This is a genomic window from Modicisalibacter xianhensis (genome assembly GCF_900113605.1).
In the GTDB taxonomy this organism is placed as follows: Bacteria; Pseudomonadota; Gammaproteobacteria; order Pseudomonadales; family Halomonadaceae; genus Modicisalibacter; species Modicisalibacter xianhensis.
In genome coordinates this window covers 50731-69862 of record NZ_FOPY01000001.1, presented here as the reverse complement: position 1 = coordinate 69862, position 19132 = coordinate 50731, and the positions used below count along the sequence as shown (strand labels likewise).

At 65.2% G+C, this 19132-nt stretch carries 15 protein-coding genes; 11 read left to right on the top strand and 4 right to left on the bottom strand.

Translation table 11 applies throughout. From position 1 onward, the window contains the following. Positions 1–55 precede the first annotated feature (55 nt). From BM194_RS00320 to phhA, 3 genes are read right to left on the bottom strand one after another with little or no spacing between them, the layout of a single operon-like run. On the bottom strand, positions 56–1246 hold the full coding sequence (locus tag BM194_RS00320) for an amino acid aminotransferase (RefSeq protein WP_092842652.1): 1191 nt from the start codon (positions 1244–1246) through the stop codon (positions 56–58). 1 nt (position 1247) lies between these two features. Continuing rightward, positions 1248–1586 (bottom strand): 4a-hydroxytetrahydrobiopterin dehydratase, encoded by a 339-nt coding sequence (locus BM194_RS00315; RefSeq protein ID WP_092842651.1) that lies wholly within the window; start codon positions 1584–1586, stop codon positions 1248–1250. Between the two features lie 38 nt (positions 1587–1624). Next, complete coding sequence (gene phhA / locus BM194_RS00310; protein WP_092842650.1) at positions 1625–2437, bottom strand: phenylalanine 4-monooxygenase; 813 nt, start codon at positions 2435–2437, stop codon at positions 1625–1627. A 262-nt stretch (positions 2438–2699) separates the two neighbouring features. Between phhA and BM194_RS00305 the strand changes: the two genes are divergently transcribed. The 11 genes from BM194_RS00305 to BM194_RS00255 all read left to right on the top strand — a co-directional run bounded on the left by BM194_RS00305 (position 2700) and on the right by BM194_RS00255 (position 17012). After that, positions 2700–4259: a sigma-54-dependent transcriptional regulator gene (locus BM194_RS00305; protein WP_092843009.1), complete on the top strand. Its 1560-nt coding sequence runs from the start codon at positions 2700–2702 to the stop codon at positions 4257–4259. After that, positions 4256–4846 (top strand): endonuclease dU, encoded by a 591-nt coding sequence (locus BM194_RS00300; protein WP_092842649.1) that lies wholly within the window; start codon positions 4256–4258, stop codon positions 4844–4846. The genes BM194_RS00305 and BM194_RS00300 overlap by 4 nt, the downstream gene beginning before the upstream one ends. A gap of 71 nt (positions 4847–4917) precedes the next feature. Then, on the top strand, positions 4918–5568 hold the full coding sequence (locus BM194_RS00295; protein WP_092842648.1) for a dienelactone hydrolase family protein: 651 nt from the start codon (positions 4918–4920) through the stop codon (positions 5566–5568). A gap of 71 nt (positions 5569–5639) precedes the next feature. Next, positions 5640–7088, top strand: a complete 1449-nt coding sequence (locus BM194_RS00290; protein ID WP_092842647.1) for a hypothetical protein — start codon at positions 5640–5642, stop codon at positions 7086–7088. Beyond that, on the top strand, positions 7085–8011 hold the full coding sequence (locus BM194_RS00285; RefSeq protein WP_092842646.1) for a hypothetical protein: 927 nt from the start codon (positions 7085–7087) through the stop codon (positions 8009–8011). Before BM194_RS00290 ends, BM194_RS00285 begins: the two co-directional genes overlap by 4 nt. Continuing rightward, entirely contained in the window at positions 8008–12915 is a 4908-nt protein-coding gene (locus tag BM194_RS00280) for a coiled-coil domain-containing protein (RefSeq protein WP_092842645.1), read from the top strand. The genes BM194_RS00285 and BM194_RS00280 overlap by 4 nt, the downstream gene beginning before the upstream one ends. Then, on the top strand, positions 12912–14015 hold the full coding sequence (locus BM194_RS00275) for a Wadjet anti-phage system protein JetD domain-containing protein (protein WP_177223297.1): 1104 nt from the start codon (positions 12912–12914) through the stop codon (positions 14013–14015). The genes BM194_RS00280 and BM194_RS00275 overlap by 4 nt, the downstream gene beginning before the upstream one ends. After that, positions 14015–14407, top strand: a complete 393-nt coding sequence (locus tag BM194_RS00270) for a group II truncated hemoglobin (RefSeq protein WP_177223296.1) — start codon at positions 14015–14017, stop codon at positions 14405–14407. The genes BM194_RS00275 and BM194_RS00270 overlap by 1 nt, the downstream gene beginning before the upstream one ends. Before the next feature lie 45 nt (positions 14408–14452). Next, positions 14453–14908, top strand: a complete 456-nt coding sequence (locus tag BM194_RS00265) for a MarR family transcriptional regulator (protein ID WP_092842644.1) — start codon at positions 14453–14455, stop codon at positions 14906–14908. A 15-nt stretch (positions 14909–14923) separates the two neighbouring features. Continuing rightward, the gene (locus BM194_RS00260; RefSeq protein WP_092842643.1) at positions 14924–15985 is read left to right on the top strand and encodes an HlyD family secretion protein; all 1062 of its coding nucleotides are present in this window, start codon (positions 14924–14926) and stop codon (positions 15983–15985) included. Then, positions 15975–17012 (top strand): DUF2955 domain-containing protein, encoded by a 1038-nt coding sequence (locus BM194_RS00255; protein ID WP_092842642.1) that lies wholly within the window; start codon positions 15975–15977, stop codon positions 17010–17012. The genes BM194_RS00260 and BM194_RS00255 overlap by 11 nt, the downstream gene beginning before the upstream one ends. 31 nt (positions 17013–17043) lie before the next feature. On the opposite strand, the gene BM194_RS00250 is transcribed toward BM194_RS00255, so the two are convergent. Continuing rightward, complete coding sequence (locus BM194_RS00250; RefSeq protein WP_092842641.1) at positions 17044–19056, bottom strand: sensor domain-containing diguanylate cyclase; 2013 nt, start codon at positions 19054–19056, stop codon at positions 17044–17046. Positions 19057–19132: the final 76 nt, after the last annotated feature.

Here is a 19132-nt window from a genome sequence, read left to right as displayed (position 1 = left end):
GCAAGACGCCCGGGATGGCCCGGGCGTCTGGTCTGCTAGGCAAGCATGGCAAGCCTTACTTGACGACGGCGGCGATCGCCTTGGCCACGTAGGGCAGGTTCTCGGTGGCCAGGCCGGCCACGTTGGCGCGTCCCGAGCGCACCATGTAGATGGCGTACTCGTCGCGCAGGCGGTCGACCTGCTCCGGCGTAAGGCCGGTGTAGGAGAACATGCCGCGCTGCTCGGCGATATGCGCGAACTGCTGATCGAGGCCGTAGGGCTTGAGCGCGTCGACGAAGTCGCGGCGCAGGCCGTTGATTCGGTCACGCATCTCGGTGAGTTCGTCGCGCCACTGGGCAGCCAGTTCGGCGGAGTCGAGGATTTCGACGACGATGGCGCTGCCGTGAGCCGGCGGGTTGGAGTAGTTCTCGCGGGCGACGATGGCGAACTGCGAACGCACGTTTTCCATCTGCTCCTGGTTCTTGGCGATGGCGATCAGGCAGCCGGTACGCTCGCGATAGAGACCGAAGTTCTTCGAGCAGGAGCTGGTAACCAGCACTTCGTCGAGATTCTCGGCCATCAGACGCACGCCGTAGGCGTCCTCTTCCAGGCCGTCGCCGAAGCCCTGGTAGGCGAAGTCGACCAGGGGCAGCAGGCCGCGCTCGCGAACCACTTCGAGTACCTGTTGCCACTGCTCCTTGCTCAGGTCGAAACCGGAGGGGTTGTGGCAGCAGGCATGCAGCAGCACCACATCGCCCTGCGGAATCTGCTTGAGGGTGGAAAGCATGCCATCGAAGTCGAGGCGGTTATCGGCATCGACATAGGGATACTTGTGCATCTCGACGCCGGCGGCGTGGAAGATGCCCAGGTGGTTGGGCCAGGTCGGGTCGGACAGCCAGATGCCCTTGCCGGGCAAATGGGTCTTGATGAAGTCTGCCGCCAGTCGCAGGGCGCCGGTGCCGCCCGGCGACTGGGTCGCGCTGGCACGCTTGGCAGCCAGCACCGGCGACGCATCGCCCAGCACCATGGACAGGATGGCCTGGCCATAGCGCGGATCGCCGTGAGAACCGATATAGCTCTTGGTGGTCTCGTTCTTCAGCAGCAGCGCCTCGGCTTCCTTGACGGCGCGCATCACCGGCGTGTTGCCGTGGGCATCGCGGTAGACGCCGACACCGAGGTCGACCTTCTGCGGATTGCTATCCTTGTTGAAGGCCTCGATCAGCCCGAGGATCGCATCCCCGGGCACGCGCTCTATCTGCTCGAACATTTTACTGTGCTACCTCGTCGGTTCTGGCGGCCAGAATGAAATCGTTCTTGTGCAGGCCCTTCATCTCGTGGGACCACCAGGTCACGGTGACCTTGCCCCATTCAGTGAGCAGCGCCGGATGATGGCCGGCTTCCTCGGCGATGTCACCCACGCGGTTGGTGAAGGCGAGGGCCTGCTTGAAGTTGCGGAACTTGAAGACACGCTCCAACTGCATGATGCCATCGCGCTCGACAATCTGCCAATCGGGGATATCGGCGCGATACGTTTCCATCTCCTCGGGCGTCACATGCGGCGCATCCCAACTGCAGGCTTCGCAGGCCTGTTCGGAAAGTTGGCTCATTGCAATGTCTCCTGTCAGGGTTTCAGTGTAGTCGTTGTTCAGGCGTTGGCTGCCTGCTTGGGTTCGAAGGTCGGGGCGAACAGGCCGAGACGCATGGCCTCATGAACCAGGGCCATGATGTCGCGATTGGCCAGGTCATGCAGCGTGCGCAGGTCGTCGATCACATAATAGAGCGGCTGCAGGATATCGATGCGGTAGGGCGTGCGCAGCGCGTCCACCGGGTCGAAGGGATGATGGGTCGGCACATCCGAGAGCGAATGCAGGGTCTCCTTGGGCGAGGAGATGATGCCGCCACCGTAGATGCGCCGTCCCGCTGGCGTGTCGACCAGGCCGAACTCGACAGTCATCCAGTATAGCCGTGCCAGATAGACGCGTTCTTCCTTGCTGGCGGCGAGGCCCAGCTTGCCATAGGTTGCCGTGAACTCGGCAAACGAGGGGTTGGTCAGCATCGGACAATGGCCGAAGATCTCGTGGAAGATGTCCGGCTCCTGCAGATAGTCGAGTTCTTCCGGCGTACGGATGAACGTGGCCACCGGAAAACGCTTGCTGGCCAGCAGCTCGAAGAAGGTGTTGAAGGGTATCAGGGCCGGTACCTGGGCGGTCTGCCAGCCGGTCGACTTCAGCAGCACGCGGTCAATGTCCTTGAGCTGCGGGATGCGATCCTCGGGCAGGGCCAGGCGCTCGAGACCGTCGAGATATTCCTGGCACACCCGGCCCTCGATCATGCCCAGCTGGCGCTGCATCAGCGTCTGCCATGTGCTGTGCTCAGTGTCGCTGTATTGAATGAACCCGTCGGCGTCCGGCTGGTGGGCCTGGTACTTGCTCGGTTTCTTGGCGGGTTTGTCGTTCATGTCGGGCTCCCCATCGCGTTGTCGTTGTGCGGGATCTGGTTCCAGCATAGGGGGAGCGCTGACGAAGCAAAGCCTGTCAGGCAGCCAGGGCCAGGTAGCGCGGGCCTGTCTTCGTAAACCTTTCCTGACAGCTTGGACTTGCTGGCCGTCAGGAATGCGGGGGTTATCGATCTTTGGCGAATTGAGAGGGCGATGGCGTCAAGTTATCGTGACAGACGAGTCACGGCGACGTGACGTGTTTATCTTCATCGATGAGCTTTTCATGCGTCTCAAGTTTCACTGCCAGAATCGCATCGGCATCCTGCGCGATATCGTCGCGCATTTTGCCGATTACGGCCTCAACGTCTCGCGTGGCGAGGTCGGCGGGGATCAGGGCAACACGATCTACCTTTTCGTGCCCAACCTGCTCAATGCCCAGTTGGCGACGTTGCGGCCTCGTCTCGAGGCGGTGCCCGGGGTGTTCAGCGTCAAGCGGGTGAGCCTGATGCCCAGCGAGCGTCGACACCTGGAGCTCGACGCGTTGCTCTCGTCACTGTCCGATCCCGTCATGTCCATCGATATGGACGGACGCATCGTTGCCGCCAATCGTGCGGCGGGTCAGATGCTCGGGGTGCGTGTCGATGAAGTACCGGGCCTGTCGCTGGACCGCTACGTCCACGATATCGACCTGCCCGACCTGGTCAGGCGCAACAACGCGCGCGTCAACGGCCTGCGCCTGGTGCTCAAGGACGCGATCTACCTGGCCGACATCGCTCCGTTGCACACCGAGAAGGATGACGTCGCCTCGCTGGCCGGCGCGGTGGTCACGCTGCACCGCGCCGACCGCGTCGGCGAGCGTATCTATCATGTCCAGCGTCAGGAACTGCGCGGCTTCGAGGCGATCTTCCAGGCCAGCCCGCGGCTGGCAGCGGTGGTTCACGAGGCGCGGCGCATGGCGCCGCTGGATGCGCCGTTGCTGATCGAGGGCGAGACCGGCACCGGCAAGGAACTCCTGGCTCGCGCCTGCCATCTGGCCAGTCCACGCGGCCAGGCGCCGTTCATGGCGCTCAACTGCGCGGGCCTGCCCGAGTCGATGGCCGAGACCGAGCTGTTCGGCTATGCGCCGGGCGCCTTCGAGGGCGCGCGTCCGGAAGGCAAGCTGGGCCTGCTGGAACTGACCGCCGGCGGCACGATCTTTCTCGATGAAGTGGGCGAGATGAGCCCGCGGCTGCAGGTCAAGCTGCTGCGCTTCCTGCAGGATGGCGGGTTCCGCCGGGTGGGCAGCGACGAGGAGACCTATCTCGATGTGCGCGTGATCTGTGCCACCCAGCAGGACCTCCCCAAGCTGTGCGCCGAGGGGCGCTTTCGCCAGGACCTGTATCATCGCCTCAACGTGCTGTCGGTGCATATCCCGCCGTTGCGCGACTGCCTCGATGGTATCGAGGAGCTCGCCGCGCACTTCGTCGACAGGGCCGCCCGCCAGATCGGCTGTCGTCTTCCTTCGTTGTCGCCGGCGGCCGTGGCCCGGTTGGCCGGGTACCATTGGCCGGGCAATGTGCGCCAGCTGGAGAACGTGCTGTTCCAGGCCGTCTCGCTGTGCGAAGGCGACGAACTGCTGCCCCAGCACCTGCGCCTGCCCGATGTCGGCCAGGCGCCCGGGCTTGCCGGGGTCGACCTGGAGGGCTCGCTGGGCGATATCCTCGGCGAGGTGGAACGCCGCGTATTGGCGGCGCTGTATCCCGAGTTTCCCTCCAGCCGCCTGCTGGCGCGCCGCCTGGGCGTATCGCATACGACCGTTGCCAACAAGCTCAAGAAGCATGGCCTGGGCGATGAATCGTCATGAGCCGTTCAAGCAGGGAAGCTCATCCTCGCACCTTCTCGCATATCGTCGGCTTCGATGATTTTCCCTTCGCCCGCGATCATCGGGGCGACGTTTCCATCGTCGGCACGATCTATTCGGGACTGCGACTGGAAGGCGTCGTCTCGGGCAAGGTGCAGCGTGACGGGGTGAACGCGACCCGGGTGCTCATCGAACTGGTGCGCGACAGCAAGTTCGGCGCGCACCTGCAGCTCGTCATGCTCCAGGGCGTGGCGTTGGCGGGCTTCAATGTCGTCGACGTGCCTCGGTTACATGCTGCGCTGGGCGTGCCGGTGCTGGTGGTGTCCCGCCATGCGCCGCGACCGGCGGCGATGCGGCGGGCCCTGCTCGAGCGGATTCCCGGCGGTGGTGCCAAGTGGGCGCGCGTCGAACGCCTCGGGCCGATGGAACCCCTGGCCGGCGTGCACGTGCAGCGCGTGGGGCTCAGCCTGCGCGAGGCCGAGGCAGTGCTGCGAAGCACTGCCGTCAACGGCACGATTCCCGAGCCGCTGCGCACGGCGCACCTGATTGCCGGTGGGCTGGGTGCAGGGCAAAGCCGGGGCCGGACATGAGCATTGGAGTGCAGGGAAGGCGCCTGCCTACACTCATCTCAATGAGCACGGCAAGCAGGGGAGGGCGCCTCATGAACCGGCAGAACGTGACACTCGAGATCGATGGCATCGTGCTGGAGGGCGACCTGATCGTGCCCGAGGGAGCGACGGGTATCGTCGTCTTTGCGCATGGCAGTGGCAGCAGTCGCTTCAGTTCGCGCAATCGGCAGGTGGCGCATTATCTCAGCGAGCAGGGGCTGGCGACGCTGCTGTTCGACCTGCTTACGCCGGAAGAGAACGTCATCGACGAGCGCACTCGGGAGCTGCGCTTCGACATTGGCCTGATCGGGCGGCGCATGACCGGTGCCGTCGACTGGGTTGCCCGGGCCGAGGCGACCCGCGGGTTGGCCATCGGCCTGTTCGGCGCGAGCACCGGTGCGGCCGCGGCCTTGATCGCTGCCGCAAACCGGCCGGCGCAGGTGCGGGCCGTGGTCTCGCGTGGCGGCAGGCCCGATCTGGCAGGTGATGCTCTGCCCGCAGTCGAAGCGCCGACACTGTTGCTGGTCGGGGGTGACGATGTGGCGGTGATTGGCCTGAATGAGCAGGCGCGTGAGCGCATGCAGGCGCACTGCGAGCTGACCCTTATCCCCGGCGCGACTCACCTGTTCGAGGAACCGGGAACGCTCGAGGAAGTCCAGGCCCTGGCGAGTCGCTGGTTCAAGCATTACCTGAGCGTTGACTGACATCGTTCATGACCCTCGCCGAGTCCCTTGGCATAATGCGCCCTTTCATTTTTGCCTCCTAGGGATGACGCATGACCGCCTGGAGCAAGCTTCTCGTCGCCACCACGCGACTCATAGACCTGCATGACAGCGCCCATGAGCCGGGTTCGGCGTTCGTGCAGGTCAGCCAGGAGCAGCGTCGCGGACTGCGTGACGGCTACTGGCTGGATCTCGGCTGCCTGCTGCTCGATTTTCTACTCGACGTCGATTTCGCCACCAACAGCGCCTTCGTTTCGCAGACGCGCTGCCTGATGCATTTGCGCGAGCATTATCCCGGCCTGCCCGCCGATGACCTGAGCTTCGTCGTCAACCTGCTGGCCACGCCCAGCGAGATTCATTTCCGCAGTGCGCCGCCCACGCTGGAGAGTAATGAAGCGCGGGGCATGGCCAGTACCAAGCGCACCGCGCTGATCGAGAAGCAGGGCCAGACCGGCCAGGTGCGCCTGACGCCCAGCGGTCGGCAGGCGGTGACCCTGGCCAGCCAGGTCGAGGACCTGCTGTATTCCGAATATGACGCCGCCAAGGTGCTGGCCGCGCTGGCACGTAGCGACTTCGCGCGTATTCCCGACATCACCAATCAGATACTGATGGCGATCCGCGCGCTGACCCAGGAATTGCGCCGGATTCGCGAGAACCCGACGCGCGAGGGCAAGCTGGCCGCGTTTCTCGACAACGAGCGGCATTATCACAACGCCCTGTCGACGATCCAGAACACGCTGCTCAGCGCCCGCTCGCAACTGGCCACGCCGGATGCCATGCAGCGTTTCGAGGCCTGGCGTGAGTCCCAGGATGAGGAGTGGGACCTGCGCATGCTCTCCGGCGCGATCGGACGCGTGCTCAACGCCATCGAGAACCTGTCGCGCCGGCTCTCGGAACTGCTCTCGGACATTGCCGAGGGACGCATCCAGTCGATGGGCGTGGTCGACTTCGCCGACCTGGCGCGGCGGGTGCTGCACGCGCCCTTGCCGGAGGCGCTGCGCGATACGCTGGTCGCGCGCATGATGCCGTTCGGGCTCAAGGTGGCCATGCCACGAAACTCGACCCTGGTGCCGCTGCTCGAGACGCGACGGGCCGAGAAGAGCGACGCCGCGCTGGTCTTTGACGAGCAGGCCGATGCCCGGCCAGAGGACCCGTTGCTGGCGCGCTATCTCGAAGCGCGTGGCCCGGCGTTGCGTCAGCGTCTGGAAAAAGCGCCGTTGTCGTTGCCCGAGGCGCTGGAAGAGGGCTGGCATCACTTCGAGGCGCAGGATTGCCTGGCCCAGCTACTTAATACCTTCGTTGACACCCAGCTCGTGGACTGCCGCCTGTCGGTGGGCGTCGAGGCCCGGCCCTTCGTGGTCACCCTGGCGGACGGCCGGCGTATCGACGGGCCGGTCACCCCATCGCTGGGGTTCTTTCAGGGCGACGAGGCCGGTCTATCCCCGCGTAACGAACCATCAAGGGTGGCGCAGCGCGTCGCCGAGCAGGACGAAACCCTATGAACATGACCGAGATGGGCGAGGTCGTCGCCTACCTGTTGCGCTATCGCACTGCCGAGCGTCAGCCCGGCAACGGTCGCAAGCGTCGTGCGGCACGCGAAGGCCAGTTGGCCGAGCGCGACGTCTGCGCACTGATCGACGATGCGCTGGATACCGAACGCGAGGCATTGCGTGACTTTCTGGCCGGGCAGGGGCTGCGCCTCAAGGTGTTCGAGTCCGGTGACTATCCCGGCATCGCTCCCGGCTCGCGGCTCTACGCGTTGCTGCCCGACCCGGAGCTGGAACAGCCGCCGCTGTATACCCGCGAGCCGGTGTTCGACGCCCTGCGCCTGCGCCAGGAGAGCCGCGCCGAACTCGCCCAGTGGTATCTGCAGCTGTGGCTGCTGATGCAGACCTTGCTCTATACCCGTCTCAATCGTGCCCTGTCCGACGTCAGTCGCTATCAGGAAGCCACGTTCGCCACGTCCGAACTGATCGGCCTGCTGCGCGAGCAGCTCGAGACCCTGCGCGCCCAGGGCGAGGGCGTGCCCGAAACCAGCCGTGCGTTGCTCGAGGAGCGGGGCGAGGACATTGCCCGCCGCGTCAAGGCGTTCATCGACCTGCAGGTACGGGCCGGGCAGCTCGAGACGGTGCGCGAGGCACGTGACGGTGCCGAGAGCGAGATCTGGCAGCAGACGTTGCTGGGTGCGCTGGAGGCCGAGCAGGTGGGCGTCCACCACCTGTCGCACCTGGTCGACCTGCTCTCGGGTGAACCACGACCGTCAGCCCAGGAAGTCGACGATGAGTCGGTTTCCGTGGCAGAGGAAGACAGGGATACGTCCGGTATCGCGCCCGAGGCGGACGAGGCACAGGACGACTTGCTTGGCATGGATGGAGATAGTGACGCAGCGTCGGTCGACGAGCGTGCAGCGGAGGAGCGGGCATGAGTGTCATCAATCGCATCGAAGTCGCCAACCTGCTCAACAAGCACGGCGATATCGCGTCGCCCTGGGACGCCAAGATGCGTCACCTGCTGCTTGATCTGCGCGGCCAGTCCAGTGCCATCAGCATGGAGAACGGCTTCGGCAAGACCACCCTCGCCGAGGCGCTGATCGGCCTGCTGTCGCGCGATCGCACCCTGCTGGCACGTACCCGGCGCAAGTGCTCGCCGTCCAGCGTGGCGGGCCAGGGACGCAGCTGGTCGCACCTGCGCGTCGAGTTCCGCGCCGGTGAGAGTGGCGGCCAGAGCGACATGCTCGCCGCGGCCGGCGAGGAAGTGGCCGGCGAGACGTTCGTGTTCGGCATGTACGGCTACAGCGACGGTAGCGGGCTGTCCTTCTACCACTATGCCGGCCGGCTCGAGGACGTGCCGGTCTATCACGTCACTCGCGATGCCAAGCTGGCGCTGTACGCCAACAGCGACGTACAGACGGCCATGCGCCAGCACAAGGTGACGCGCAGCGCCAATCGCGAGGAGTGGCTGGATGCCGTCGGTGCGCATATCTCGCGGCGCGAACTGGCCCAGTTGGCCGCCTTCCAGAAGGAGGGCGGCGCCGACAAAAGCCAGATATTCAACGCCATCAAGCCGCGCGCCGGCGAGAAAGCCGATCAGGCGTTCTTCTTCGAGGTGCTGGCACCGCAGATTCTTTCCGGGGCGACCCGTGGCGAGACCGACGAGGGCGAGGACCTGATCGAGGACGTGATCCTCAACTCGGGAACCAAGGTCACCGAACTGCGCCAGCGCCTGAGCGAAGCCGAGAACGACCAGCGGCGTGCCGAGGACAAGGTGACGCGGCTGGCCGATCTCAATACCCAGGGCGAGGCGTTGCTCGAGGCGCGCCGCCAGCTCGCCGATCTCGACGAGGGACTGGCGGCCAGCGAACGGCTGTTGGGTGGGCAGGCGCTACTCGGTCTGCCGGGACTGCCGCGACGCCCCGATGCCCCCGACGATGAGTCGGGCGAGGCCGACTTGGTTGCCGGCTTTGCCTGGGCGCTCGGCGATACCGAGCGGCCCCGTGTGTCCACCTGGCTGCTGGCACGGCTGACCGGCCAGGCCGAGCGTGCCGTGCGCCAGGCACTGTCCGAGCGCGGCGCGCGGGTCGACGCGCACCGTCGCCTGGTGCACCTGTCCGAGTCAGCGTGGCCACAGGCTCGCGATGTGCATCATGTCACGTTTGCCTCAGCCCGCGACTGGCTCGAGGACAGCCACGTCTTTGCCGACGACTCGGCGCGCTATCGGGCGCTGTCACGCCTGGAGGACGCTGCGGAAGCGTTCGAGGGGCTCGATGGCAACCGCTTCCGCGAGGAAGTCATCGCCGATCGCGAATACGTCAAGGAACTCAAGACCGACATCAACCGGCTGGACGTCCAGTGGGAGCGTCTCGACGGTGAGCGCGAACAGCTCGAATCACGTCAGCGCGAGTTCACTGACAACCAGAGCTTCTATACCCAGGCGCTCGCACAGGGGCTGTTCAGTGAAGACGAACTGGAAGCGCCCGAAGCCACTCGCGAGGCGGCCGTGGCCCAGGCCGACGAGACGCGTCGCGCACTGAACGAGCACCTCGGCCGGGTCGGTGAACTGCGCCAGCCCGCGCAGTGGCATGCCGAGTTCAAGGCCGCCCACCCCCGGACCTCGCCGGGTGAACTGCTGGCGCTCAAGATCGAGCAGCAGGAAGCCCTCGATGAGGAACGCGAGCGGATCGAGAGCGAACTTGGCGACGCCGATGCCCGGCAGGCGGCAGCGCGCGACGAGCGTCATCGCCTGGACGGAGAGCGCCAGCGTTTGGAGGGTGAGCAGGGGCCGCTGCGTCAGGGGCGCGAGGCCTGGCAGGCCTTCATCGAGGGCTGGCCGGAGGCAGACGTTCACGAATTCTGGTCGCGGCGCAAGACCGAGCTTTCCGAGTGGCAGCAGGCGCTGCGTGGGCAACGTCAGCGTCAGGACGATGCCAGAGCGCTGCGTGCCCGCCTGACGCCACTGGCCGAGGCAGCGCGGCACTACGCGGACATTCACGGTGACGACGAGCCGGTTCATCTGCGTGACTGCCTCTATCGCGAATCCCGGGCACTGGACGATGAAAGCCATCGCCTGGCCCGGGAGGAGCAGCGCCTGCGCGAGCTGCACCAGGCCTGGCTGCGCTTCGCTGAGCTCAGCGAGCAGTCGCCGGCTCAGTGGCTCAAGGATGCCAAGTCCCGCTATCCGCGGCTGCTGCGCGAGGCGGAAGGTCTGGACGAGAAGATCCAGGCCCGCAAGCGTTACCTGGAGAGCCTGGCCGGTGATCCGCTGGCCCGCCAGGTCGCCGAAAGCGAGGCGCAGCGCCTGCTCGACGAGGCGGGTATCGCCTTCGTGCCACTGCACGAGGCGCTGACGAGGTTCGAGGCCGACGAAGTCTCGCGGCGCGACTGGCTGGCGCAAGCCGCCGGGCAGCTTTTTGCCCCGGTCATCGAGGGCGAGGCGGCCGCCGGTGACGCGGCTGGCTTGTTGATCGAGCGGGGCCTGGGCGTGCCGGTACTCGAAGCCGGCCGGCTCGCTGCCTGCCTGTCGCAAGGCCAGCCCCCGCTGGGTGCGGTGCAGGGCAAGGAAACCCTGGCGGTCAAGGCTGCGCTCGATCCGCAGTTCCTGACGGCCCTGCGCGAGGAGACCCAGCAGCGACTGGACATCGAACGCCAACGGCGGGTCGCGCTTGGCGAGGAGATCGAGCGCCTCGATCCGCATGGCGAGCGTTTCGCCCTGGCGCTTCGGGCCCAGGTGGCCGCTGACGAAAAGGTCGATGATGCCCTGGAGTCGCTGCAAGCCGAACAGGCACGCCTGGCCGAACAGCGCGAACGATTGGCTCCGCGCCTGACCGATGCCGCCCTGGCCGCGATCGACGATTACCAGCGTTACCTGCTCGAAGGGGGCGACCGGGCGCTGGAAGCAGCGGCAGAAGATCTACTCGAGGCCGAAACCCGGCTGGCCGAGCTGACGCCGAAGGTGCATGAGGCCGAGCAGGCATTGGAGGCCCATGGCCCGACCTGGCTGGCTGCGGAGAAGTTCGCCGATGCCGGTGGCGTCGAGCGCCTGTCGGCGTTGGAGTCACGACTGGAAGCGCTGCGTGAGCAGGCAGCCATCGTTGCCGAACGCGAGGGTGACGCCGCCGAGCAGGTCGCATCGCTGCGCTTGCGTCGCGATGATCTGGCGGCCCGGCTGCGTGAGCTGTTCGCCGACGGCGAACGCGACCGGCTCAAGCGACTCGCTGCCTTCGAGGACGAGGGCGGCGAGGCCTTCATGGCCTGTGCCGAGACGGTGCAGGCCGACTTGGAGCAGACCCTGGCCACGGCCATTCGACGTGCTGACTTCGATTTCGCGCGTATTCGTGCCTATCTCGATGTGCGTGATGAGAAGGGCGGCAGCCAGAAGCTGGAGCGCGAAATTGCCCGGCTCAAGCGTGAACTCGGCGAGACCCGCGATGCGCGCAAGCGCAAGGCTCACGAGCAGCAGGTCGTGGAAGGGCGTCTCGAAGCCAACCAGCAGGCAATGGTTTTGACCGACCAGTTGGGCATTGCCTGGCTGGCGGTGGTACGCGAACTGCCTGCGGACTGGTCGCGTCGCATCATGGCACTCGACGACCCGGCGGGAGCCAGCCGTTGGCCTGTCGATCATCCCCAGGCCGAGCGCCTGGACGACGCCCTCGACGATTGGCGTCGCCTGGCGGGCAGCGATACGGGCAACGAGAATGAGAGCGACGAGGTCGACCTCGCGGCATTGGAAAGCTGCCAGCAGACCCTGGTCGATGCGCTGGAAGGGCTCAACCTGGGCGAGCGATCACGCAATCGCGACCGTCAGGCGCGCGAGGTCGAGCAGCGGGTCCAGGCGCTGGATGCTGCCTTGCACGACGCGCGCGACAGCCGTCTGTTCAACGACACCGAACGGGCCCGGCTGGCCACGCTGGAAGGCGTCCAGCCAGCGGCGCTCGACGACCTTCAGGCGCTGTATGCCCAGCTCAACGGCCAGCTCGACGAGCACCGTGAGCGGGTCGCCCGGCTGCATGCCTCGCGCGAGCACATCGAGGGCACGCTGGTCGAACGCCTGGGCTCGATCATCACCGATGCGGCTGGCAACCTGGACATCCTGCGCCGGGTGGCGCGTCGCAGTGGCGAAGGCGGCGCCTACTTCGAGGTCAAGGCGTCACTGATCGGTGACGAGGCCGTGCGCGAGTTGATCCAGCAGTTGCTGGCCGACATCGACGAGCATCAGGCGGCCTTGCGGCGTCGTCAGCAGCAGGAGGGCGGCATGGCGGCCAGCGACCAGCGCCGGCGCGACGAGGAGCTCGGCCGACAGATCCGGCGGCGAATCTATCGCGGCCTGTTCCGTGACGTGTCGATCCGCCTCAAGCACGACGCCATTCGCCCGCACGGTCGCCTGTTCTCGCTCAACGAGGATATGTCGGAAGGACAGCGCGAGGCGGTCTCGCTGATGTGGCTGGTCAAGCTTTCGGAATTCGCCATCGAGCGCGAGCTGCGCGAGTTGCCGGGGCATCAGAAGCGCCGCGCCCGGGCCGGTCGCGAGAGCGTGATCCTGCTCGATGGGTTGTTTTCGAAGCTATCGCATCGCCGCTTGATCCAGGATTCGCTGGAGTCGCTGCGCAATACCCGGGGCCGCTTCCAGATGATCGGGCTGATTCATAACCCGAACTACGAGAACGACGCGACGATCTTTCCCACTTACCTGGTTGGCAGCGTGATTGGCGGGGCCCAGGGGCAGGGTGGGCACGTCATCGTGCGCGATGGCCGCGTCGTCGATCCACAGGACTTGGCACGTAGCGTCGGGGAAGCCAGTCTGTTCGGAATCCACGTCACGGAGCCGACGTCATGAGTCACTTGAGCGAACGTGCCGAGGCGGTCCAGCTTTGGTTGGAAGGCGACTGGACACTTGCCTACCGCAAGCAGGGCAACAAGGGCTGGCGCAGTGCCAGCCTGGTGCGGCGTCTCAAGCGCGACCGCGCCTGCGCGACCGAGCTTGATGGCTGGGAGGCGCTGCGCGAACTGGCCGGGGCGGGGGTAATCGAGACCGTCTCTCCGGTGTCCGCCCGTCAGACGCTCAACGTGCAGGTCACCCTGTCGGAAGCGTTGCGTCATCGCCTCGAGTCGGAATTCGCCGAACTCGACGACTCACTGGGGCTGGAGGCTGCCCAGGCGGCGGTCTGGCGGCATGCGCTGGACGGCGTGCTGCAGGATTGGTCCGTAACCGACCAGCAGCGCCTTGCCGAGGGCCTGCGTGCCATGGCCGCCGACCTGCCCCACGCCTATGCCTACAGCGCTTTCGAGGCCAGTGCCCGGTACCTGCTGGGTAGCAGCAAGCTGCTCATGGCGCTGCCCCGCGAACTGGTGCGCAGCTTCGGCATCGATACCACAGCCTTTCGCGGGACATCGGCCTGGGTGCTGGCGTCGGTCCCCGCCGAGCCCCAGGGATTGCTGTTGATCGAAAATCCGCAGAGCTTCGAGCAGGCCTGCCGGGTCTGTCTCGACGAGCGCTGGGCACTGGTCTGCAGTTTCGGCTATGGCCTGTCGCTGGGCGAAGCGCTAAGGGCACCTGAGCAGGTCCGGCTGATCGGCGAGCGCACCTCGTCATGCACGTTGTCCGAGTTGCTCGCCCTGCCTGAGGTCACGTTCTGGGGCGATCTCGATCCCGAGGGGCTGCGTATCTTCCTGCGTCTGCGCCAGAGCGTGCCGGGAATCCAGCTATCGGCGCTCTACACGCCGATGATCGAACGCCTGGAGAACGACGCCGGCCATCCGCTGCATGGGCTGACCGGCAAGGCCGGCCAGCGCCAGGCCGGCAGTTGGATGCGAGGTCTCGATCAAGAGGCGCTCGACGATACGCGGGTGGCTGAATTGGGCGACAAGGCGCTCGACGAGTCGCTGGCCGAGGAGTGGCTGGCACGAATAACCGACCCGTACGAGGAGGCGCATTAATGACCATCTATGGCGTGGGTGACAGCACGTTGCAGGCACTGGGTGGTGAGGCTGCCGTACGCGAGCTGGCCGAACGCTTCTATGCCGCCATGCAGCGCCTGCCCGAGGCCCAGGGCATCCTGGCATTGCATCCCGCCGATCTGGCCCTGTCGCAAGACAAGTTGGCGACGTTCCTGATCGGCTGGATGGGCGGGCCTAGCCGCTATCGCGAACGTTTCGGGCCTATTGCCATTCCTGCCGCGCATCGCCACCTGTCGATCGGCCCCGAGGAGCGGGATGCGTGGTTGTTGTGCATGCGTACCGCACTCGACGAGATGGGCGTCGATACCGAACTCAAGGCCTACCTGCTCGCCCAGCTGCGGCATCCCGCCGAGATGTGTCGCTCCCACTGAATCGATAGTTTGTTAGCTAGCTAATTTTATGGCAGAATACTTCGCATGCTAAATAAAAAGCCATGTGAAGATGCCGAACTGGGCTTGCGTCTGGGCCACGTCCATCGCCTGTGGCGCATGGTGGTCGACCATACCGTGGCCCCGCTGGGCCTGACGCAGCCGCGTTGGACGCTGCTGGTGATCCTGCGCCACCTGGGAGAGGGGGCGACACAGAAGCAGCTTGCCGAAGCGCTGGGTATCGAGTTGCCTTCGTTGACACGTACGCTGGGGCAACTGGAACAGCAGGGGCTGGTCCTGCGGCGCATTCCCGCCGGCGATCGGCGAGTCCGCGAAGTCGTGTTCACTCCTGAAGGGCGTCGTCTGCTCGAGGCGCTGGATGCACGAGCCAGCGAGGCCAGGGCACTGCTTCTCGACGGGGTTCCCGACACGGAGCGCGAGGTGCTGCACCGTGCCCTGCGTCGGATCGAGCGCAACGCCTGTCACTGGCTACCTTCCCGATAATCACAGAGAGTTCCTATGTCACCGGAGCAACGTTTCGCCCGTTGGGTACGCGCGGCGATCGTGATGTTCGTCATTCTGTTCGCCTATTTCGTGGTCGCCGATGCCTACATGCCGGTCACCCCCCAGGCCAGAGTGCTGCGCGATGTGACCCGCGTCGCGCCTGAAGTGAGCGGCCAGGTGATCGACGTGACTGTAGACAACAACCAACATGTCGAAACGGGGGATGTCCTGTTTCGTATCGACCCTGAACCGTTTCGCATTGCCGTGGAAAAGGCCGAACTGGCGCTGGAACAGGCGCGACGCGACAATGCCGAATTGGATGCCTCCCTGGCCGAGGCTCGGGCCGGGCTGGCGTCTGCGCGGGCCGATGCCGAGGAACTCCGACGCGAGCGTCAGCGCGTCGAGCGGCTGATTCAGGGCGGCAGCATTTCCCGTCAGCGCTATGACGAGGTCGTGGCAGAGGCACGTGCCGCCGAGGCCGCCGTGGATGCTGCCGAGGCCCAGGTGCATTCGCTCGAGGTGCAGCGCGGCGAAAATGGAGAAGACAATCTGCGCCTGCGCCAGGCACGTAACGCCCTCGATGTCGCCCGGCTGGATCTGGCGCGTACAGAGGTACGTGCCGAACAGCCTGGCTGGGTCAGCAACCTGCATCTTGCCAAGGGCGATTACGTCACCGCGGGATCGCCAGTCCTGGCCCGGGTCGGCGAGGCCGTGGATATCGTGGCCGATTTCCGTGAAAAGAGCCTGCGTCATGTGGGAGACGAAGAACCGGCCTGGGTGGCGCTGGATGCCTTGCCCGGCGAGGTGTTCGCGGCGCATGTCGTGTCCGAGGATGCCGGGGTTCTGAGTGGTCAGGTGATTGCCGACGGTAGCCTGGCCGATATCCCCACCACCGATCGCTGGGTACGCGATGCCCAGCGCATGCGGATTCACCTGGCCTTCGACGAGGCACCGGCGACACTACCACCGACCGGTGCGCGAGCCACGGTGCAGCTGGCACCCACTGATCATGGTCTGTCGGCTTGGTTCGCCCGGGCACAGATTGGCCTGATGAGCTGGTTGCATCATGTCTACTGAGCCAGCCAGGGCAAAAGGCATCGACGCTAACGGGCTGCGCCAGTGCCTGCGTATCGCCTTCGGTGGATGGCTGGGGTTCGTGATCAGTCAGTTGATGGGCTGGAATTACGGGGTTTTCTTTACCGTTTTCCCCATGTTCCTGGTGGGGCTGGTACCGGTGCTCAATGGTCATGTGGTTCGCCAGTTTCTGGGGAACGTGCTGGTCAATTGCGCCGAGGTCAGCCTGGTCGTCGGCCTGACCCAGCACATGCCGCTGGTAATGACGGGGCTGGTCTTTGCCCTGTTCTACACGCGCTTTCGGCTGATGGCGCGTGGACCGATGTTCCTGTTCGGGGCCAATGGCGTGCTGACATTGAGCATCTTGTTTCATTTTGCCAGCTACCCCACGCTGGATCTTGCCGATCTGCTGGCAAGCAATCTGATGGCGAGTGTCCTCGCAGTGGGCATTGCCGCGCTCATGTACGTGGTGTTTCCGGATGTGGAACCGCGCAAGCCCCCGCCGCGAACCGAAAAGTCGATGGCACGCATCAATCACGAGACGCTGATTGGTGCCATTACGGCAACTTTATCGTTCGTGGTGTTCCAGGCGTTCGATCTGCGTGATTCTCTGTCGGCGCAGATGGCCACCATCCTGATTCTGTTCGCGCTGGGTTATCCCGGGGCACGTATGTCGGCCGGCAAACGGGCGGTTGGCACCCTGCTGGGATGCAACCTGGCACTTTCGATGCAGTTACTTCTCTATACGCAGACCCAGCATTTTACGCTCGTGGCGTTGCTTTACTGGCTGGGCCTGATGGTGTTTGCCCGCGCCCATGTGAAAGAGGGGGGAGGTTCAGGCATTGGCTTCGGCGGGTTGACGACGCTGGGCATCCTTTTCGGGCAATCGCTCTCGCCTAGCCAGGACCTGATCTACAGCGCGCTGTACCGCTTCTCGTCGATGTGCGTGGCGCTGGCTGCCACACTGGTGGTCATGGCGCTGTTGCATCGCTGGCTGAATGCCTGGGCACCGACGCGGGCCGAGGCTTGAGCGACAAGGCTCACAGTGTTCGTCGAGGCGCTCACTCGATGACGACGCGGTTGCGCCCTGTACGCTTGGCCGTGTAGAGGCTGCGGTCGGCACGGTCGAGCAGTGTCTCGATGTCATCGTCGGCTCGGCATTCGGCGACGCCGAGACTGGCGGTAATGGTGGCCTCGCCCAGGCCAAAATCGTGTGCTTCGATGCATTGGCGTAGCCGTTCGGCGAGTTGCTGGCCAGCGTCGAGCCGTGTCAAAGGCAACAGGATGGCGAATTCCTCGCCACCCAGCCGGGCAATCACGTCTTCCTGCCGCAGCGTGTCAAGACACAGGCGGCCAATGCCCTGCAGTACCTGATCGCCCGCCAGATGGCCCCAGGTGTCGTTGATGCGCTTGAAGTGGTCGAGATCAAGCAGGATCAGCGTCAGGGTATGCCGATGACGCCGCGCACGTGACATCTCTTCGTTCAAGCGCTCGTTCAGGCGTCGTCGATTGGCCAAGCCGGTCAGCTCATCGGTGCCGGTGAGTTCACGCAGGCGCGTCTCCTGGGCGATCTGGTCGCTGATGTCCAGGAGGACACCGTGCCACAGCGTCGCGCCGGTATGGTCCTGTTGCTCGGGCTGGGCTCGTGCCGTTACCCAGCGCAGCTTCGCGTTGGTGCCGAGCAGCCGAAACTGGATCGACAGCGGTCCGCCATGACGGGCCGAATGCTCGATGGCTGCCATGACAGTGGGCAAGTCGTCGCGGCATATCCGCTCCAGGCCCAGTCGCGCGTCTTCGGCGAGCAGGCGCGGGTCGATGGTCTGCAGGCTCTGGTCGTTACCGGCCAGGTAGGGAAAGCTGTAACGGCCATGAGGGTCGCGCCGGAACTGGAATATCAGGCCCGGGATGCGCTCGGTCATGATTTCCAGGCGAGCCAGCAGTTCGGCCTCTCGACTCACATCGAGCAGGGTACCGACCAGTTCGGGGGTGGCACCTTCGCGGATGGGTCGCGAAATGCGTGCCTCGTTCTGGATGGTGAGGTAATGGCCGTGACTGTGGCGCAGGCGGTAGCGCAGGGTTCGCCGTTCGCGATGTTGCGTGGTGAATCCCTTCAGCCAGGTACATAACCGATCGATATCGTCAGGATGCACGCGGTCGAGCAAGCCGACCTTCTCGGCATCGGTATCCAGGCCCAGCAGCCGAGACAGGTTGCGGCTGATATGGTTGAGTTCCCAGGGCGGCTGGGGGTGGCAGGCATAAAGGACGGCAGGACTGGTTTCGAGCAGGTGACGTAGCCGGCGGTGTGCATTGGCGGCGCTGCGCCGGGCGATTTCCAGTTCTGTGTGGTCACGTATCGTGCCAACCACGAAGGGAGTGGCCGTGTTGTCGCTCTCGAGCACCGTCAGGACCATGCGCCAGTGAAACTCGCGCTCGCCGTGATGCAGGATCTCATCGACGGTTATCGCCTGTCCCGACTGTTCGCATTCGGCCAGGTGATGTTGCAGGCGTTGCCCATCCTCACGGGAAAAGAGGTCTTCGGGACGTTGCCCCTGCCAGGTGTCCGGCGCCCGGTGAAGCGCCTCGAGCAGGGCGGGATTGCCATAGACGAAATGCAGGGCGGTCCCGGGGGAGGGGCGGCGAGCCAGGAACACGCCATCCGGCAGGGGATCGAAGAGCTGGCGTACCATGCGCGCCAAGGCAGGGGGCATGACCAGTGGGCTTTCCGCGAGAGTCAGCCGGTGAATCATGCCGTTCCAGGCATCGTCCTGGAATCGCACAAGCTCTTCCAGCCAGCAGGTTACGTCGTCGCCGACCGCCACGGCATAACGGCAGCGGGCTTCACCGTGCGCACGAGCCTTCTGCAGCATCAGTCGGCGCAGCCCCCGGGTAGGGCCAGCCTGGGTCGGCCAGTCGTCGTCGAAGAAAAAACGATTCAGGCTGTCCCTGGTAACGCCCAGCAACAGGCCTGGATCACCGGCAATGAACTGGCGATCGATTCCTGACGAGGTCGCTGTCCAGATCAGGAAGCCAAGTTGGCACGATGCCTGGCTCAGCGCAATGGTTGGGTCGGGCATCCGCGGACTCCCCGCATTCAAGGACGCATGTCGAGTCGCCTTGCATGCATGACGGAGACCGGCGGCTCATGGCAAG

Coding starts and splice junctions, on each gene's coding strand:
- BM194_RS00320 (WP_092842652.1), bottom strand. CDS start 1,246: ATGTTCGAGCAGATAGAGCGCGTGCCCGGGGATGCGATCCTCGGGCTG.
- BM194_RS00315 (WP_092842651.1), bottom strand. CDS start 1,586: ATGAGCCAACTTTCCGAACAGGCCTGCGAAGCCTGCAGTTGGGATGCG.
- phhA (WP_092842650.1), bottom strand. CDS start 2,437: ATGAACGACAAACCCGCCAAGAAACCGAGCAAGTACCAGGCCCACCAG.
- BM194_RS00305 (WP_092843009.1), top strand. CDS start 2,700: ATGCGTCTCAAGTTTCACTGCCAGAATCGCATCGGCATCCTGCGCGAT.
- BM194_RS00300 (WP_092842649.1), top strand. CDS start 4,256: ATGAGCCGTTCAAGCAGGGAAGCTCATCCTCGCACCTTCTCGCATATC.
- BM194_RS00295 (WP_092842648.1), top strand. CDS start 4,918: ATGAACCGGCAGAACGTGACACTCGAGATCGATGGCATCGTGCTGGAG.
- BM194_RS00290 (WP_092842647.1), top strand. CDS start 5,640: ATGACCGCCTGGAGCAAGCTTCTCGTCGCCACCACGCGACTCATAGAC.
- BM194_RS00285 (WP_092842646.1), top strand. CDS start 7,085: ATGAACATGACCGAGATGGGCGAGGTCGTCGCCTACCTGTTGCGCTAT.
- BM194_RS00280 (WP_092842645.1), top strand. CDS start 8,008: ATGAGTGTCATCAATCGCATCGAAGTCGCCAACCTGCTCAACAAGCAC.
- BM194_RS00275 (WP_177223297.1), top strand. CDS start 12,912: ATGAGTCACTTGAGCGAACGTGCCGAGGCGGTCCAGCTTTGGTTGGAA.
- BM194_RS00270 (WP_177223296.1), top strand. CDS start 14,015: ATGACCATCTATGGCGTGGGTGACAGCACGTTGCAGGCACTGGGTGGT.
- BM194_RS00265 (WP_092842644.1), top strand. CDS start 14,453: ATGCTAAATAAAAAGCCATGTGAAGATGCCGAACTGGGCTTGCGTCTG.
- BM194_RS00260 (WP_092842643.1), top strand. CDS start 14,924: ATGTCACCGGAGCAACGTTTCGCCCGTTGGGTACGCGCGGCGATCGTG.
- BM194_RS00255 (WP_092842642.1), top strand. CDS start 15,975: ATGTCTACTGAGCCAGCCAGGGCAAAAGGCATCGACGCTAACGGGCTG.
- BM194_RS00250 (WP_092842641.1), bottom strand. CDS start 19,056: ATGCCCGACCCAACCATTGCGCTGAGCCAGGCATCGTGCCAACTTGGC.